Below are 17410 nucleotides of genomic sequence, written 5' to 3'. Positions count from 1 at the left end.
ACCACCCTCCCCATGAAGGGGAGGGAGATGTATGGAAGCGCCATGCGCCAGACATTCGACGAAACCACCGATCCGTCCTTCGGGGCCAAGCATCTGCCTCTGCTCCGCGCCGAGATGACCAAGCAGGGCCTGGACGGCCTGCTGGTCCCGCATGAGGACGAGCACCAGAACGAATACCTGCCCGACGCCAGCGAGCGTCTGGCCTGGGTCAGCGGCTTCACCGGCTCGGCCGGGGCGGGCGTGGTGCTGATGGACAAGGCGGCGGTCTTTGTCGACGGCCGCTATACGGTTCAGGCCAAGGCCCAGACCGATCCGGCCCTGTTCGAGCGGGTCGAGTTGAACAGGCTGGCCGCCTGGCTGGAGGGCGTGAGCGCCGGTTCGGTCATCGGCTATGACCCGCGCCTGCACAGCCCCGACGCCCTGGCGACCCTGCGCGCAGCGGTCGAGAAGGCCGGCGCGACCCTGAAGGCCGTCGAGCCCAATCCCATCGACCTGGCCTGGGGCGACGCTCGCCCGGCCCAGCCGCAAGCGCCGGTCGTGCCGCACGAGGACATCTATACCGGCGAGAACGCCGCGTTGAAGCGCGCCCGCATCGGCCAGGCCATCAAGGCCAAGGGCGCCGACGTGGCGGTGCTGACCTCGCCGTCGTCGCTGGCCTGGCTGTTCAACATTCGCGGCGGCGACGTGATCCGCACGCCTCTGCCGCTGGGGCAGGCGGTGGTGAAGGCGGACGGCACCGCCAAGGTCTTCCTCGACCCGGCCAAGGTGACGAACGAACTGCCGGGCTGGCTGGGCGACGCCGTGACGCTGGAGGCGCCTGAGGCGCTGCCCGCCGCCCTCGACGCCCTGTCGGGGCAGAAGGTGCTGATCGATCCGGCCGTGTCCTCGGCCTGGTATTTCGACCGTCTGGAGCAGGCGGGCGCCAGCATCGTGCGCGGCATGGACCCTTGCGCCCTGCCGCGCGCCCAGAAGAACGCCGTCGAGATCGAGGGCAGCCGGCAGGCCCACATCCGCGACGGCGCGGCCCTGACCCGCTTCCTGCATTGGGTCGACACGGTCGCTCAGGTCGAACTGCCGGACGAACGGGCGGTCGTCGAGGCGCTGGAGGGCTTCCGCGAGGCGACCGGCATGCTGAAGGACCTGTCCTTCGACACCATCGCCGGGGTCGGGCCGAACGGCGCCCTGCCGCACTACAAGCCGGTCGGGGCCAAGATCCGTCCTATGGAGGCGGGCTCGCTGCTGCTGGTCGACGGCGGCGGTCAGTATCTGGACGGGACCACGGACGTGACCCGGACCATGGCCATCGGCGAGGGCACGGCCGATCAGCGCCGGATGTTCACCCTGGTCCTGAAGGGCCATATCGCCATGGCGGTGATCCGTTTCCCCGCTGGGACGACGGGGCATCAGTTGGACGCCGTGGCGCGCCAGCCGTTGTGGAACGCGGGCTTCGACTTCGACCACGGCACCGGCCACGGCGTCGGCTCCTATCTGGGCGTGCATGAGGGGCCGCAGCGCATCGCCCCCTACGTCAACACCCAGCCGCTGCTGACGGGCATGATCCTGTCGAACGAGCCGGGCTATTACCGCGAAGGCGAGTGGGGCATCCGCATCGAGACCCTGCAGGTCGTGACCGCCCCGGCCCAGGTCCCGGGCGGCGAGCGGCCGATGCACGGGTTTGAGCAACTGACGCTGGCGCCGCTGGACCGTCGTCTGATCGACGTCGCGCTGCTGACGGCGGACGAGCGCGCCTATGTCGACGCCTATCACGCCGAGGTTCTGGCCAAGGTCGGGCCCCTGCTGGCCGAGGGCGTGCAGAAGGACGAGGCGGCGCTGGAATGGCTGAAGGCCCAGGCCGCGCCGCTCTGATCGGCTGACGAGGCGGCCAAAGAAAAACGCCTCCCTCGCAATCGCGGGGGAGGCGTTCGATTGTCTGGCGCGGACGTTCTAGCGGACTCGGGTCCAGGTCTGGGTCTTGCACAGGGGGGCGACGATGCAGCCGCGCAGACGCAGCGTGTCGTCGTTGGTCATGGTGATGGTGCCGCGATAGGTGCCGCCGTCCGCCGGGTTGTAAACCGAGCCGCCGCGCCATTCGGTCGGGCCGCCGGTGAAGCCGGTCAGCATCGGCAGATTGCGCAGGGTGCGGCCGCGTTGAGCCTCGTTCTTGTTGTGCTCGTCGCGGGCGTTCGGATCCTGGCGGATGTGGGCGGAGGTCACGAGCGTGCCGCACAGGGCCTGGCCGCAGCGGGCGATGCGCACCTGACCGCCGTTGGTCGGGGTCTGCCACAGGCCGGTCGGATCAGCGGCCAGGGCGGGGGAGGCCAGCGCGGCCGCGACGACGGCGGCGGCCGCCAGGACGGAGAACTTCATCGGCGTATTCCTTCAGACGGATCGTTGAGCCGATCCTTGTCGATGAAGGGTGATCCCGGTTTCGGTCCGAAACAAGGCCCAAACTGCGCGCTTCGCTCAATGATTACATGACCTTAGGTCAATATTTGAGCGTGGCGTCACGCTAAGGCGATGGATTTCTGGGGCTTTCGGTCGCCGGTCAGGCGGCGCGCGGGCGGCGAGGGCGAGAGCCGGCCGAGGAGCAGGGGCTGTAGCCCGCAGCGTGCAGGCGTCCGAGGCTGATCCCCGCCGCCTTGGCGAGCGAGCCGGCGCAGGCCGCCTCATGCTTGCGCAGCGTCTCCAGCGCGACCGAGGCGCAGGCGAAGGCGTCTTCGGCGGCGTCGTGGTGTTTGAACTGGATGCCCAGCTCGGCGCAGACGTTGTTCAGCTTGTGCGATGCGAACTCCGGCCAGGTGATCTGGGCCAGCTTGACGGTGCACAGGTAGTCGAACTCGGGGTAGGCGAGGCCGTAGTGGTCGCAGGTGCCGCGAATGACGCTGACGTCGAAGGCGGCGTTGTGGGCCAGCACCGTCCGGCCATGCAGACGCGGGGCGATGGCGGCCAGGACCGCCGGGAATTCCTCGGCTTCCTCGACCTGCTCCGGGCCGATGCCGTGGAATGCGATGTTGAAGCTGGCGAAGCGCATCCCCGGCGGGCGGATGTAGTGGTGCTCGACGGCCTCGATGACGCCGTCGTTGATCCAGGCGAGGCCGATCGAGCAGGGGCTGGAGCGCTGCTCATTGGCGGTTTCAAAGTCGATGGCGACGGCGTGCATCAGGCGATCATAGCCAGCCATTCGTCCTCGGTCAGGACGGTCACGCCATGTTTCTCGGCGTCCTTCAGCTTGGACCCGGCGCCGGGGCCGGCGACGACATAGTCGGTCTTCTTCGACACCCAACCCGAGACCTTGGCCCCCAGGCTCTCGGCGCGGGCCTTGGCCTCGTCGCGGGTGAAGCGTTCCAGCGAGCCGGTGAAGACCACGGTCTTGCCCGCCACGGGGCTGTCGGTGGTCGGGGCGGCCACGTCCTCGACCGCGTCCAGTTCGGCCAGCAGGGCGTCCATGACGGCGCGGTTGTGCGGCTCGTGGAAGAAGTGGGCCAGGGCCTCGGCGGCGACGGGGCCGACGCCGGACACGCCCGCGATCTGGTTCAGGATCTCGGACGGGCCTTCGGTGCGGGCCACGGCGGCCCAGCGGGTCAGGTCGGCCCAGCCGTATGAGATTTCCGCTAGCGAGCGGCGGGCGGGGGCGGCCATGCCGGGGAAGGCGAGGGCGATCTTCTGGTCCATCGGCGCCGCGGGCCAGGGATCGTCGGCGGGTGGGTTCGCCTCGGCCATCAGACCCAGGACGCGGGTCGAGATGGCGTGCGCAGCCGCCAGCGCCTTCCAGTCGTCGCTGGCCAGGCCGTTCGACGCGGCCATGCAGGCGTCGCGGAAGGCGCTCCAGCTGCCGAAGGCGCGCGACAGGACCAGCGAGGTCTGCTCGCCTATGTCAGGCACGCCCAGACCGAAGATCAGGCGGTCGAGAGAAATGGTGCGTCGGGCGTCGATCCCGGCGATCAGGTTGCCGACGCTGGTCTCGCCATAGCCGTCCTCGGCGCGCAGCAGGGTCAGCTTCTGCTCGTCCCGGGCCAGGCGGAAGATGTCCGCCGGCTCCTTGATCCAGCCGCGCGCGTGGAAGGCGATCAGCTGCTTTTCTCCAAGCCCTTCAATGTCGAAGGCGCGGCGGCTGACAAAGTGCTTTAACCGTTCGACGATCTGGGCGTCGCAGATCAGGCCGCCGGTGCAGCGGCGTTTGACCTCGTCGCCCTCGCGCACGGCTTCCGATCCGCAGACGGGGCAGACGTGGGGGAAGGCGAAGGGAACGGCGCCTTCGGGGCGCAGGTTTTCGACCACGCCGACGATCTGCGGGATGACGTCGCCAGCGCGTTGCAGGATGACGGTGTCGCCGATGCGCACGTCCTTGCGGGCGATCTCGTCCTCGTTGTGCAGGGTGGCGTTGCGCACCACCACGCCGCCGACGGTGACGGGATGCAGGCGGGCGACCGGGGTCAGGGAGCCGGTGCGGCCGACCTGGATGTCGATGCCTTCCAGCACGGTCGTGGCCTGCTGCGCCGGGAACTTGTGGGCGATGGCCCAGCGGGGACTGCGGGCGATGAAGCCGAGGCGCGGCTGCCAGTCCAGCCGATCGACCTTATAGACCACGCCGTCGATGTCGTAGCCGAGGCCGCTGCGGTCGGTCTCCAGACCACGATAGACGTCGATCAGGCCCTCGGCGCCCTCGACGCGGGTCGAGCGGTCGTTGACCTGGAAGCCCCAGCTGCGGAAGGCCTCCAGCGCGCCGGCTTGCGTCTCCGCGAACGGGGCCGAGGTCTCGCCCCAGGCGTAGGCGAAGAAGGTCAGGGGGCGCAGGGCCGTGATCTTCGGGTCTTTCTGGCGCAGCGACCCGGCGGCGAAGTTGCGTGGGTTGGCGTAGGTGCGGCGCCCTTCCGCCTCGGCGGCCGCGTTGAAGGCGTCGAAGGCGTCGTTGGGGGCATAGACCTCGCCGCGGATCTCGATGACGTCGGGCCAGCCCGAGCCGGTCAGGGTCTGGGGGATGCTGGCGAGCGTGCGCAGGTTGGCGGTCACGTCCTCGCCGGTCTTGCCGTCGCCGCGTGTCGCGCCCTGGATCAGAACGCCCTTTTCGTAGCGCAGGCTGGCGGACAGGCCGTCGATCTTGGGCTCGGCGACGAAGGCGATGGGCTCGTCGCCCGGCAGCTTGAGGAAGCGGGCGATGCGGGCCACGAAATCGCGCACCTCGCCCTCGTCGAAGGCGTTGTCCAGCGACAGCATGGGCACGCCGTGGCGGACCTCGGCGAACTGGCTGGAGACAGGGGCGCCGACCCGCTGCGACGGCGAGACGGGGCTGGTCAGGGCCGGGAAGGCGGCCTCGATGGCCAGAGCGCGGCGCTTCAGGTCATCGTAGTCGGCGTCGGAAATCTCGGGCGCGGCGTCGGCGTAGTAGAGGGCGTCGTGGCGGGCCAGTTCGGCCGACAGACGGTCCAGCTCCTCGCGGGCCTGGTCTTCGCTCAAGGTTTCGACGGGAGTTTCGGACATGGGAATCGCGCGGCCAGCTTTGTTAGCCCGGCTGTTTAGCATCGGCGGCGGCGTGATCGCAGCGTCCATGGCGATGTCCATGACAGAAAGGTAATCTGACGCCGGCCGCGACGCCCGCTAGCGTCCGCCGATCCACCTTTCCGGAGCCCTTCATGCGTCCTGTTCTCGCCAGCCTGTCCGCCATCGCCGCCGCCCTGACGCTGGCCGCTTGCGAGACCACGACGCCTGCTGCGGGTGAGGCGCCGCCCGTTTCGGCGTCGCCGGCCGACTACACGCAGATGATGGAGGACCTGCGCCTCCTGTCGGCGGACGACATGGAGGGGCGCGACACCGGATCGGAAGGCGGAGCCAGGGCGCGCGCCTATATCGTCGCGCGGCTTGAGGCGCTGGGCGTCCAGGCCTCGCCGATGGGGCGGCTGCAGCCGTGGGAGATGCAGGGCCGCACGCGCGAGGGGACCAAGACCTTCAACGGGACCAACATCATCGGCGTTATCCCCGGCACGCGTGTGGCCGACAAATACATCGTGGTGACGGCTCACTATGACCATGTCGGGGTCAACAACGGCCAGATCTACAACGGCGCCGACGACAACGCCTCGGGCGTGGCGACCATGCTGGAGCTGGCCAAGCGCCTGAAGGCCAACCCGCCGGAGCACACCGTCCTGATCGTCGCCCTGGACGGCGAGGAGCGCAGCCTGCTGGGGGCCAAGCATTTCGTCGAGGCGCCGCCGGTGCCGCTGTCGTCGATCTCGATGAATCTGAATTTCGACATGACGGCGCGGGCCGACGGCGACGGCAAGCTGTGGGTCACGGGCACCTATCAGCACCCCTATTTCCGCCCGGTGCTGGAGCGGATCGCGCCGCGCGGGACCGTCTCCCTGGCCTTCGGCAAGGACACGCCCGAGGACAAGGGCGCTGACAACTGGGTCGAGGCGTCGGACCACGCCGCCTTCCACCGCGCGGGCCTGCCCTTCCTCTATTTCGGCGTGAACTATCATGCCGATTATCACCGACCGACGGACGACTTCGACAAGGTGGTTCCGGCCACCTTCCAGTCCTCGACCGAACTGGCGATCGAGGGCTTCCGCGCCCTGGATCAGTGGCTGGACCAGTGATGAAGCGCACGTTTGCGGCGGCGGGTCTGGCCGGGCTGATGGCCCTGGCGGCCTGCGACGGGCCGGCGAAGGGGCCCGAACCGGCGGCGTCGAAGGCCGCGGCGTTCAAGCACGACCTGCCCGAGGACGTGTCCGGCTACTACCTGCCGACCGAGGAGGTACGGGTCGACAACTGGCGGCTGCACCACGTCTTCATGGGCCAGGTCCCGGACTTCATCGCCTGGCAGGGCGGCGAGCGTCCGGCGGGCTTCGCGCCGGTGATGATCGAGTTCGAGGACATGGTCGGCCCGCCGCTGGATAACGGGAACCGGCGTCGGTTGCGGCTGATTCCGGCGGCCTATGACGTGACCGAGGATCGGGTGCGCGTTCAGGCCCTGTCGGGCGGGCTGGGCGCAGTGTCGTTCGATGGAAGGCTCGACCAGGGCGCGCTGGCCACGGCGCGGCGCAATCTGGGAGATGAGGGCGTCGTCCTGAAGGGGACGCTCAAGGTCGGAAACCGGACCTTCAATAACGTGTCGATGCGGTGGTGGGCGGGGGACTGATCCCCCGCCGCTGATACCGTTCGTTAGGCGACGGTCGCCTTGACGATCTTGCCCGGAGCGCGGGGCGGCTCGCCCTTGGGCAGGGCGTCGACGTGATCCATGCCTTCGATCACTTCGCCCCAGACGGTGTACTGGCCGTCGAGGAAGCGGGCGTCGTCGAAGCAGATGAAGAACTGCGAGTTGGCGCTGTTGGGGTCCGAGGTGCGGGCCATCGAGCAGACGCCGCGGACGTGCGGTTCCTTCGAGAACTCGGCCTTCAGATTCGGCTTCTTGGAGCCCGAGGTGCCGGTGCCGGTCGGGTCGCCGCCCTGGGCCATGAAGCCTGGGATGACGCGGTGGAAGACGACGCCGTCATAGAAGCCTTCCGAGGCCAGCTCGGTGATGCGGGCGACGTGGCCGGGGGCCAGATCGTCGCGAAGCTTGATCACGACGTTGCGTTCTTCGCCGTCGCCGGTGTCCAGGGTGAAGGTCAGGGTTTGGTCGGCCATCAGGCTCTCCTTGGGTGTGTGCAGACTAGAATTGTGCGCGGGTCATAGCGGCTGAACGCTGTCACCGCTATGTGGGAAGCATGACTGACGACGAAAAGCCCTCCGAGAAGCCGCCGGAACGCCGCCGGATGGTTCGCCCCCCCACGGGCGGCACCGCCGCCGGGCGCGGCATGGGCCAGAAGATCAAGACCGCCGACAAGAAGACCCTGTCCAGTCAGGCCTGGATCAAGCGCCAGCTGTCGGACAAGTGGTCCGAGCGCGCGCGGGCCGAGGGCTGGCGCAGCCGCGCGGCCTTCAAACTGCTGGAGATCGATGACCGTTTCCATCTGATCAAGAGGGGCTCGCGGGTCATCGACCTGGGCGCGGCGCCGGGCGGCTGGATCCAGGTGGCGCTGGAGCGCGGCGCGACCGCGGTGGCCGGCGTGGACCTGCTGATGATCGAGCCGATTCCCGGGGCGACCCTGATCCAAGCCGACTTCACCCATCCCGGCGTGGACCAGCAGCTGATCGACGCCATCGGCGGACGGCCCGACCTGGTGCTGTCGGACATGGCGCACAACACCGTGGGCCACCGGCAGACGGACCACCTGAAGATCATCGCCCTGATCGAGATCGCCGCCGACTTCGCCATCCGCACGCTGAAGCCGGGCGGGAATTTCGTCTCCAAGAACTTCCAGGGCGGCGACGCCGGCGGGGTCCTGACGCGGCTGCGCGAGGAGTTCGAGACGGTGAAGTACGTGAAGCCCGAATCGAGCCGCAAGGGCAGCGCCGAGGTCTTCCTGGTGGCGCTGAACAAGCGATAACATTGTTCCGCTAGTCCGTGTCGTGCTTTGCTGTTTCGGCAGCATTGATGTGACGGAGGCGGAGATGATCACCGGAGCGGTAGCCGCCTTCATTTTGGCAGGGGCTGTTGGGGAACAGGCGGCGGCGCCCGTTTCGGTCTCAGAATTGCGCGGCATGACCTTGTCCGACGCGGCGGGGCGACTAGGGGCGGGGCGTGATCCCGCCCCGGCGATCAGTCTGATCGGGAAGCGTGGGCGGGTCGATGTCTATCCCGTGCAGCAGCTGACGCCGGCCGCGCCGACACGCGAAGTCTGCGACGTCCGGCTGGTTCCGCCTGAACGGGCCGACGATCCTGTTCAGCTCTATGGACCGAACGCCTGGGCCGGGGCCTATCCCCGTACGGCCGCCATCTATGTGGTCGTGCGCGACGGCGTGGTGATCGAAATTCTCAATCCGCCGATGCGTCCTCGTTCGCCGCGAGCCGAAGGCGAGAGCGACAGACGCTACACGACGCGGCTGATGCTCGAGGATCGCGATCCCTGGCTGTCCGTCGCGCCTGGCCGCCTGCCGCTGTCGGACGTGGACGGTTTCATGGAGCGACGGCCTGATCTCGCAGCGCCTGCCGAGGCGGTGGTGAGGCGGGCCTGCCAAACGGCGCCGATCGTCTCCGCCGAACCCAGGGCAGACTCGGCTGGTCTGCTGCAGGGGCTGTCTTTACTGCCATTCGCTTGGCGTCTGCCGGCCCTCAACGAACAGCGCCGCGAGGCGCAAGCGCGGGGTTCAGCGCTGTTTGCGCAGATGAGGCTGGGCGAAATCGTCCCCGGCGGCGGCGCCCGTTTCGCGGCGGAGAACGCGGGCGTGCGTCGCTATGTCGATGACGAAGAACCGGCCTACGAGGTGTTGTCGATCGATATGGGGGCGGAGGCCAGCAACAACCTGGCGCGCATGAACGCCGCCGCTCTGGTCGGTTTGCGCGACGGACGGGTGGTGTGGCTGGCTGACGGCGGGGCGGCGGCCGGCCTGGGGCTGTTGACGGCGATATGCGTGGATCGGTCACGGCGTGCAGGCGACTACCGACCCGGCTGCACCAGTACGGGCTATTTCTACCCCTGATCCATGCTCAAGCCGAGCGGATGATCAGGCGGCCGCCACCTCGGCGACGCGGCGAGCCTTCTTCGCCTCGACCCGCGTCCAGATGCGGTCGTGCAGGGTGAAGAAGACTGTCTGCACCAAAGGCTCGACCGTGCCGATGGCCAGGGCGAGGCGCCAGTCGCGGGTCAGGGCGAAGGCGACCAGCACCGCGACGGTGAAGTGCATGACGCCATAGGTCACGGTTTTCAGCGCCACCTGTTTCAGGCTGCGGGGCAGGGCGTGGCTGTGGCCGTGGTGGTTGTGGGCGCGGTTCTGCTCGTGGGCGTCCATCAGCTCGAGGCGGGCGGTGACGGCCTCGGCGGTTTCCTCGAAGCCTGACAGCATCCGGCGCTGCTCGACCCGGTGCCAGACCCGGTCGTGGATCGAATAGGCCAGGGTCTGGAAGATCGGCTCGACCACCCCGACCGCCAGGGCGATGCGCCAGTCGCGGGTCAGGGCGAAGGCCACCAGGATGGCCACGATCAGGTGCATGGCGCCATAGCTCGCGATCTTGAGCGCGAGGCGACGGGCTGTACTGATCAACATGCGAACCATTCGCAATACTTGGGTTGAGGCGCGCCGCAGCGCAAGGCAATTCCTCTTATTCCCAGCATAGCTCCTGCTTGGGGTTGCGGTTCCCCGGCATGGGGCGTTATACGCGGCCCGCAAAACGGAGACTCCCCCATGGAGATACGCGAAGGCCTCACCTTCGACGATGTTTTGCTCGAACCCGGCCCGTCCGAGATCATGCCTGCGATGGCGGATGTCTCGACCCAGCTGACGCGCAACATCAAACTGAACATCCCGCTGCTGTCGTCCGCCATGGACACAGTGACCGAAAGCCGTCTGGCCATCGCCATGGCTCAGTCTGGTGGTCTGGGCGTGCTTCACCGCAACATGACCATCGAGGAGCAGGCCGAGCAGGTCCGCACCGTCAAGCGCTATGAAAGCGGCATGGTCATCAATCCGGTGACCGTCTCGCCCGACACGACCCTGGGCGAGGTCCGCCAGATCGTCGCCGCCAAGAAGATCACGGGCTTCCCGGTGGTCGACCCGGCGACGGGCAAGCTGGTCGGCATGCTGACCAACCGCGACATGCGCTTCGAAAGCGATCCGTCGATCAAGGCCTCGGCCCTGATGACCACGGGCGACCTGATCACCGTGCGCGAAGGCGCCGGTCGTGAAGAGGCGTGGAACCTGCTGCGCACCCGCAAGATCGAACGCGTCATCGTGGTGGACGAGGCCTATCGCGCGGTCGGCCTGATCACGATGAAGGACATCGAGAAGGCCCACGCCTTCCCGAACGCCGCCAAGGACGAGCAGGGCCGCCTGCTGGTCGGCGCCGCCTCGACCGTCGGCGATTCCGGCTTTGAGCGGGCCATGGCCCTGGCCGACGCGGGCTGCGACGTGGTGGTGATCGACACCGCCCACGGCCACTCGGCCTCGGTGGCCCAGGTGGTCGAGCGCATCAAGCGCGAGAACAACCGTCTGCAGATCATCGCCGGCAACGTCGCCACCTATGACGCCACCCGCGCCCTGATCGACGCAGGCGCCGACGCCGTGAAGGTCGGCATCGGCCCGGGCAGCATCTGCACCACCCGCATCGTCGCGGGCGTGGGCGTGCCGCAGCTGACCGCCGTCATGGACGCCGCCCGCGCGGCTCGCGACAGCGGTTCGCCGGTCATCGCCGACGGCGGCATCAAATACTCGGGCGACCTGGCCAAGGCCATCGCGGCGGGCGCCTCGGTCGCCATGATGGGCTCGATGTTCGCCGGCACGGACGAAAGCCCCGGCGAGGTCTTCCTGTATCAGGGACGCAGCTACAAGTCGTATCGCGGCATGGGCTCGGTCGGCGCCATGGGCGCCGGTTCGGCCGACCGCTACTTCCAGAAGGAAGTCTCCACCGAGAAGCTGGTCCCCGAAGGCATCGAAGGCCAGACGGCCTACAAGGGTCCGATCTCGCCGGTCCTGCATCAGCTGGTCGGGGGCCTGCGCGCCTCGATGGGCTATGTCGGCGCCGCCACGATCAAGGATTTCCAGGACCGCGCCCGCTTCGTGCGCATCACCAATGCGGGCCTGCGCGAAAGTCATGTCCACGACGTGATGATCACGCGCGAGGCGCCGAACTATCGTCAGGGCTGATCCCCTGATCCGCTCCCGGTCTTCGGATCGGGAGCGGTTTCGTATTGAACAGAGGCGGGGCAGGGCGTGACGACGGAATTGATCTATCTGACGGCGACGCTGATCCTGGCTCTGGTGCAGGTGGTGGCTCCGGCGGCGGTCAAGGATCTGGAGTTCGGTCTGGCCTGGGGCGTCGGCGCCCGCGATCACACGCCGGTTTCGAAGAACCCCGTCGTCGGCCGCCTCGAAAGGGCCAAGGCCAACCTCTATGAGACCCTGCCGCTGTTCATCGGCGCTGTCCTGATCGCCCACGTCACGGGCGCGGAGAGCGCCCTGACCCTGTGGGGCGCCGCCCTCTATTTCTGGGCGCGCGTCGCCTATATTCCGCTCTACGCCTTTGGCGTGCCCTACGTCCGGTCGCTGGTCTGGATGGTCTCGCTTGCGGGACTGATCCTGATCCTTGTGGCCCTTTTCATCTGATCCGAGACCCGATTGACCCCTGCAGCCCGCCTCGCCGCCGCCGCCTCCGTCCTCGACAGCATCGCCCACAGCCGCCAGCCGGCCGAGGTGGTACTGAAGGCCTGGGGCGCCGCCAACCGCTATGCGGGGTCCAAGGATCGTCGCGCCATCGCCGACCGCGTCTACAAGGTCATCCGCGCCCGTGGGCGTCTGGTCTGGGCCATGGGCGGCCGTGAAGACGGTCGCGCCCTGGTCATCGGCTCGCTGTCGCTGATCGACGACCTGCCGCTGGACGAGATCGAACTGCTGCACTCGGGCGAGGGCTATGGCCCGCGTCCGTTGTCCAAGCAGGAGCGCGGCCGCATCACCTCGGCCCCCGGCGAGCTGCCAGGCTGGGTCGCCGCCGGCCTGCCCGAGTTCGTGGTCGAGGACTTCAAGATCACCTTCGGCGACCGCTGGACCGAGGAAGCCCACGAACTGATGGCGCCGCGCGCGCCGATCGACCTGCGCGTCAACCTGGCCAAGACCACGGTTGCGGGCGTCGAGGCCGAGCTGGTCGAGGCGGGCCTGTCGCCCCAGCGCACGCCGTGGTCGGCCGCGGGCCTGCGCATGTCGGCCGAGCCGCCGCCGAACGTCCAGGCGCTGGAGGCCTTCAAGCAGGGCCATATCGAAATTCAGGACGAAGGCAGTCAGGTCGCCTGCTGGCTGACCGGCGTCGAGCCCGGCATGACCGTCGTCGACTACTGCGCCGGCGGCGGCGGCAAGACCCTGGGCCTGGCCATGTTGGGGCAGCCGGTCGCGACCAAGGCCGCCGTGGCCGAGGCGCCCGCCGCCCCGGTCGCCGTCTGGTCGCCGGTCGGCGGGGACGGGCAGGGGGCTGTGGTCCAGCCCAAGCCCAAGGCCAAACCGGTCGAGATGGGCGTCCGCCTGTTCGCCTATGACGTGGTGCAGAAGCGTCTGGACAACATCCGTCCGCGCCTGACCCGCGCCGGGGTCAGCGCCGACCTGCGCCTGCTGGGTCAGAACGGCGGCGGGGTCGAGGATCTGGTGCGTCAGGCCGACGTGGTGCTGGTCGATGCCCCGTGCAGCGGCTCGGGCACCTGGCGCCGTCGTCCCGAGGACGCCTGGCGTCTGAAGCCCGCCGAGGTCGAGCGCCTGCACGCCCTGCAGGTTCAAATTCTGGGCCGCGCCGCCGAGCTGGTGAAGCCGGGCGGGCGTCTGGTCTTCGTCACCTGCTCCATGCTGCGCGGCGAGAACGAAGCCACGGCCGACGCCTTTGAAGAGAACAACCCCGCCTTCAGCCCTGTCCCGGTCGCCGAGGCCCTGAAGGCCGCGAACCTGACTGATGCGGCGCGCGAGCGCCTCGGCGAACTGGCCGAGGGTCATCGCCTGCGCCTGTCGCCGGCCTCGACCGGCACCGACGGCTTCTTCGCCGCCGTCTACGAGCGGACGGCGTGAGCGACAGCCGCTCAGAAGACATCTACGGCCTGACGGTTCTGCCCGTCATGGCGGCGCCGGCTGAATACGGCGCCGCCCTTCAGGCGCGGATCCAGCCGCTGATGACCGGGATCGGCCCGGTCGAGGCGGCCATCGCCCTGACGGCGGCTCTGACGCGGCTGGAGGCGGGCGACGCCCTGCCGGACCTGATCGTCTCGCTGGGCTCGTGCGGATCGCGCGATCTGGAGCACGCGGCGGTCTATCAGGCCTCGTCCGTTTCCTATCGCGACATGGACGCCAGCCCGCTGGGGTTCGAGAAGGGCAAGACGCCTCTGCTGGACCTGCCCGCCGTCCTGCCTCTGCCTTGCCCCATCCCCGGCGTGCCGACCGCGACCCTGTCGACCGGGGCCAATGTCGTATCGGGCACCGCCTATGACGCCATCGACGCCGAGATGGTGGACATGGAGACCTTCGCCCTGTTGCGCGTCGCCCAGACCTTCGGCGTGCCTCTGGTCGCCCTGCGCGGCGTCAGCGACGGCAAGCGCGAGCTGACGAAACTGGAGGACTGGACCTCCACCCTGCACCATGTCGACGAGAACCTGGCTGTGGCCTGGGACCGTCTGACCGAGGTGCTGACGACGCGAGGGCTGGCCGCGCTGGCCGATGTGCCCGCCTCAAGACTTGATCCCGACGTCTTCACCCGTCAAGAACCCGCCCCATCAACGCCCGCTTCGGATTCTGAGCCCTCATGACCGCGCCCCATATGCATGAAGCCGTTCTCATCGTCGATTTCGGCAGTCAGGTGACGCAGCTGATCGCGCGCCGTCTGCGCGAAGCCGGCGTCTATTGCGAGATCCACCCGTTCAACAAGGCGGGCGAGGCGCTGAAGGCGGTTTCGCCCAAGGCCATCATCCTGTCGGGCGGCCCGGCCTCGACGACCGAGGCGGAAAGCCCCAAGGCTGACCATGCCCTGTTCGAGGCCGGCGTGCCGGTGCTGGGCATCTGCTACGGCGAGCAGACCATCTGCGCCGAGCTGGGCGGCAAGGTCGAGAGCGGCCACCATCGCGAGTTCGGCCGCGCCGAGATCGTCATCACTCGTGAAAGCCCGCTGTTCGCCGGCATCGGCGCCGTCGATCACCGCGAGACCGTCTGGATGAGCCACGGCGACCGCGTCACCGCCATTCCCGAAGGCTTCCACGTCATCGCCACCTCGGAAGGCGCGCCCTATGCCGCCATCGCCAATGAGGAGCGCAAGATCTACGGCGTGCAGTTCCACCCGGAGGTGATGCACACCCCGCGCGGCGCCGTGATCCTGAAGAACTTCACCCACGGCATCGCCGGCCTGACCGGCGACTGGACCATGGCCGCCTATCGTGACGAGCAGATCGCCAAGATCCGCGAGCAGGTCGGTTCGGCCAAGGTGGTCTGCGGCCTGTCGGGCGGCGTGGACAGCTCCGTCGCCGCCGTCCTGATCCATGAGGCCATCGGCGATCAGCTGACCTGCGTCTTCGTCGACACCGGCCTGCTGCGCAAGGACGAGGCCAAGCAGGTCACGGAACTGTTCCGCGAGCACTACAACATCCCGCTGGTGCACGTTGATGCGTCTAAGGAATTCCTCGGCGAGCTGGCCGGGATTTCGGACCCGGAGACCAAGCGCAAGACCATCGGTCGCGTCTTCATCGAGATCTTCGACCGCGAGGCCGCCAAGATCGAAGGCGCCGAGTTCCTGGCCCAGGGCACCCTCTATCCCGACGTGATCGAGAGCGTCTCGGCCTCGGGCGGTCCCTCGGCCGTCATCAAGAGCCACCACAACGTCGGCGGCCTGCCGGACTTCATGAAGCTGAAGCTGGTCGAGCCGCTGCGTGAACTGTTCAAGGACGAGGTTCGCGCCCTGGGCCGCGAACTGGGCCTGACCGACGCCTTCGTCGGACGCCACCCCTTCCCGGGGCCGGGTCTGGCCATCCGCATCCCGGGCGAGATCACGCCGGAAGCGGTCGCCACCCTGCAGGACGCGGACGCCATCTATCTGGAAGAAATCCGCAAGGCCGGTCTTTACGACGACATCTGGCAGGCCTTCGCCGTCCTGCTGCCGGTCAAGACGGTCGGCGTCATGGGCGACGCCCGGACCTATGAAAAGGTCCTGGCCCTGCGCGCCGTCACCTCGACCGACGGCATGACCGCCGACTTCTACCAGTTCCCCTGGGACATCCTGGCCAAGACCGCCACGCGCATCATCAACGAGGTCCGCGGCGTCAACCGCGTCGTCTACGACGTCACCTCCAAGCCCCCCGGCACCATCGAGTGGGAGTGAGGGGTTGAGTCTGTTTGTTGAAATTATTCAATAAAATCAATTCATTGAGGTGTAATTTGGCCTTCTTGAAAATGGCCGGTTGAAGCGGTGACCTGGGCCTGATCCACTCTCCTTGGGACGGAGCGACGGATCGACCAGGGCGCGCTGTTCTACGAGTTCTCGCTCAACACGCCGGCCCGCAAGGTAACCCGCTTGATCTACGAGGGCGCCCGAGACGGTTCCTCCTCGCCGCCACAGCTCACAACCTGCGCAAACTGGCCAAGCTCATCCCGCCGCCGAGCCCAGCAACGGCCTGAAAGGGCGATGCGCGTCAGCGCGTCCAACACGTCGCCCACGACGTGCTGCTCCAGGGGCCGGCGCAACAAGGGGATGGCCCTGAAGCCGTGCTCGTCAGTCGATCGTTCTCGCTTCCAGCACCTTCAACCAATCGACCAGGATGTCGTGCCGGATCGGGCCGTCCGACATCGAGACATCCCTGGGCACCTGTGGCGGCTCGACGTCGGAAGGCGAGTAGCCGAAGCAGGCCCGAAACTGACGACTGAAGTGGGTGGGAGAGGCGAAGCCGTATTGGTCGGCGATGTCGGCGATGGTCGGGCTGGAGCCGGTCCGCCGTCGCAGCGCCCTTCGGGCATGGTGCAGGCGGCGATCCTGGGTGTACCTATTGACGCCGCCCTCGGCGTCGAAGGCGCGATAGAGCGTCGCGCGGGAGACGCCCGCGGCGCGCGCGATGGCGCCGTTCTCGATAGCCGGGTCGATGGCGTTCAATCGGCGCTCGATATAGTCGGCGGCGGTCCGCCGAACAGTGCGTTGAAGCGCCGCCAGCTCCGGTTCGGGAATCGTGTTCTCCAGCCCCGTGATACGCACGGCGATCATCAAGGCCGCCTGGATCGCCGTTTCGTTCTCCGCCTCGGTTAGGCTGTCGGAAAGCCCGATCAGGCTGGTCAGGTGAGCGGTGAGGAGGCGGGCGCCCGGCTGCTCGGGCGGAATGACCAGGCCGTGCGCGTCCTTGGAAATCAGCGACGGCGGCGCCACCGCGCGTGGCGCCAGTACGGTGATGACGTCGATCAGGTCGGCCCTGGAGGCCGAGGGGCGGGAGAGGTCCCGGAACTGAATCGCGCCCGGAGCGCCCCGGACGTCGCGGCCGTCCGCGTCGCCGACGACCGCCTTGCGGTTGATGAGGAGATTGAGACCATCCAGGTCGGACCGGCGCAGCGTGGCCGCGCCCCGTGACAAGGTCTGGCGCACCGAGCGCCCCTGCCCGAGCACGCCGGCCTCCGTGAGGGCCGAGTGGGTCTTGTTGTAGAAATGCAGGCGGTCGTGATCGCTGACGCCGGAGACCTCGTACAGGTCCGCCATACCGATGATGTAGCGTTCGAAGGCATCGGGCAGGGTCTCGGTGGAGACATCCCAGGACACGGAATGGAAACGGGACAAAGGAGGTTCTGATGCTGCTGCAGGTTGGTCACGGAGCGCCGGACGTGGAGCGCCTTACCCTGCATGGATAGCGACATTTCGCCAAAATACCATCGATATCCCCAAGCCGCG

At 68.1% G+C, this 17410-nt stretch carries 16 protein-coding genes; 10 read left to right on the top strand and 6 right to left on the bottom strand.

All coding sequences use genetic code 11. From position 1 onward, the window contains the following. The first annotated feature begins 42 nt into the window (after positions 1–42). The gene (locus tag ACREEF_RS10840) at positions 43–1866 is read left to right on the top strand and encodes an aminopeptidase P family protein (protein ID WP_431565595.1); all 1824 of its coding nucleotides are present in this window, start codon (positions 43–45) and stop codon (positions 1864–1866) included. Positions 1867–1944: 78 nt separating this feature from the next. Here ACREEF_RS10840 and ACREEF_RS10835 read toward each other — a convergent pair whose 3' ends face one another. From ACREEF_RS10835 to ligA, 3 genes are all read right to left on the bottom strand, one after another. After that, complete coding sequence (locus ACREEF_RS10835) at positions 1945–2367, bottom strand: DUF2147 domain-containing protein (protein ID WP_431565594.1); 423 nt, start codon at positions 2365–2367, stop codon at positions 1945–1947. Between the two features lie 178 nt (positions 2368–2545). Further along, positions 2546–3181 carry a 3'-5' exonuclease gene (locus ACREEF_RS10830; RefSeq protein ID WP_431565593.1) on the bottom strand — a complete coding sequence of 212 codons (636 nt, stop codon included), beginning with the start codon at positions 3179–3181 and terminating at the stop codon, positions 2546–2548. Beyond that, the gene (gene ligA / locus ACREEF_RS10825; protein WP_431565592.1) at positions 3160–5478 is read right to left on the bottom strand and encodes an NAD-dependent DNA ligase LigA; all 2319 of its coding nucleotides are present in this window, start codon (positions 5476–5478) and stop codon (positions 3160–3162) included. The genes ACREEF_RS10830 and ligA overlap by 22 nt, the downstream gene beginning before the upstream one ends. A 152-nt stretch (positions 5479–5630) precedes the next feature. On the opposite strand from ligA, the gene ACREEF_RS10820 reads away from it, so the two are divergent. Together ACREEF_RS10820 and ACREEF_RS10815 are read left to right on the top strand one after the other, a co-directional pair. Continuing rightward, the gene (locus ACREEF_RS10820; protein WP_431565591.1) at positions 5631–6593 is read left to right on the top strand and encodes a M20/M25/M40 family metallo-hydrolase; all 963 of its coding nucleotides are present in this window, start codon (positions 5631–5633) and stop codon (positions 6591–6593) included. Continuing rightward, a complete protein-coding gene (locus tag ACREEF_RS10815) occupies positions 6593–7135 on the top strand; it encodes a hypothetical protein (protein ID WP_431565590.1) in 543 nt (180 codons plus the stop codon). Before ACREEF_RS10820 ends, ACREEF_RS10815 begins: the two co-directional genes overlap by 1 nt. 23 nt (positions 7136–7158) lie before the next feature. Here ACREEF_RS10815 and ACREEF_RS10810 read toward each other — a convergent pair whose 3' ends face one another. Then, a complete protein-coding gene (locus tag ACREEF_RS10810) occupies positions 7159–7623 on the bottom strand; it encodes a peptidylprolyl isomerase (protein WP_431565589.1) in 465 nt (154 codons plus the stop codon). A gap of 80 nt (positions 7624–7703) precedes the next feature. Here ACREEF_RS10810 and ACREEF_RS10805 point away from each other — a divergent pair, with 80 nt between their 5' ends. Both ACREEF_RS10805 and ACREEF_RS10800 read left to right on the top strand, forming a co-directional pair. Beyond that, positions 7704–8426 carry an RlmE family RNA methyltransferase gene (locus tag ACREEF_RS10805; RefSeq protein WP_431565588.1) on the top strand — a complete coding sequence of 241 codons (723 nt, stop codon included), beginning with the start codon at positions 7704–7706 and terminating at the stop codon, positions 8424–8426. Between the two features lie 154 nt (positions 8427–8580). Continuing rightward, on the top strand, positions 8581–9519 hold the full coding sequence (locus ACREEF_RS10800) for a hypothetical protein (RefSeq protein WP_431565587.1): 939 nt from the start codon (positions 8581–8583) through the stop codon (positions 9517–9519). 24 nt (positions 9520–9543) lie between these two features. On the opposite strand, the gene ACREEF_RS10795 is transcribed toward ACREEF_RS10800, so the two are convergent. Continuing rightward, entirely contained in the window at positions 9544–10083 is a 540-nt protein-coding gene (locus tag ACREEF_RS10795; protein ID WP_431565586.1) for a DUF2061 domain-containing protein, read from the bottom strand. A 138-nt stretch (positions 10084–10221) separates the two neighbouring features. Here ACREEF_RS10795 and guaB point away from each other — a divergent pair, with 138 nt between their 5' ends. From guaB to guaA, 5 genes are all read left to right on the top strand, one after another. Further along, positions 10222–11679, top strand: a complete 1458-nt coding sequence (gene guaB, locus ACREEF_RS10790) for an IMP dehydrogenase (protein WP_431565585.1) — start codon at positions 10222–10224, stop codon at positions 11677–11679. A 66-nt stretch (positions 11680–11745) separates the two neighbouring features. Continuing rightward, positions 11746–12138 carry an MAPEG family protein gene (locus ACREEF_RS10785; RefSeq protein WP_431565584.1) on the top strand — a complete coding sequence of 131 codons (393 nt, stop codon included), beginning with the start codon at positions 11746–11748 and terminating at the stop codon, positions 12136–12138. Between the two features lie 12 nt (positions 12139–12150). Continuing rightward, positions 12151–13575, top strand: coding sequence for an RsmB/NOP family class I SAM-dependent RNA methyltransferase (locus ACREEF_RS10780; RefSeq protein WP_431565583.1), 1425 nt, complete (start codon positions 12151–12153; stop codon positions 13573–13575). Beyond that, entirely contained in the window at positions 13572–14306 is a 735-nt protein-coding gene (locus ACREEF_RS10775) for a 5'-methylthioadenosine/S-adenosylhomocysteine nucleosidase (RefSeq protein WP_431565582.1), read from the top strand. The genes ACREEF_RS10780 and ACREEF_RS10775 overlap by 4 nt, the downstream gene beginning before the upstream one ends. Beyond that, a complete protein-coding gene (guaA, locus tag ACREEF_RS10770) occupies positions 14303–15865 on the top strand; it encodes a glutamine-hydrolyzing GMP synthase (protein ID WP_431565581.1) in 1563 nt (520 codons plus the stop codon). Before ACREEF_RS10775 ends, guaA begins: the two co-directional genes overlap by 4 nt. A gap of 390 nt (positions 15866–16255) precedes the next feature. Here guaA and ACREEF_RS10765 read toward each other — a convergent pair whose 3' ends face one another. After that, positions 16256–17299 (bottom strand): helix-turn-helix domain-containing protein, encoded by a 1044-nt coding sequence (locus tag ACREEF_RS10765; protein ID WP_431565580.1) that lies wholly within the window; start codon positions 17297–17299, stop codon positions 16256–16258. Positions 17300–17410 lie beyond the last annotated feature (111 nt).

It is taken from the genome of Brevundimonas sp., from assembly GCF_050729455.1.
Lineage (GTDB): Bacteria > Pseudomonadota > Alphaproteobacteria > Caulobacterales > Caulobacteraceae > Brevundimonas.
Note: the sequence above shows the minus strand (reverse complement) of the source record. Positions and strands in the feature narration are given on the sequence as shown.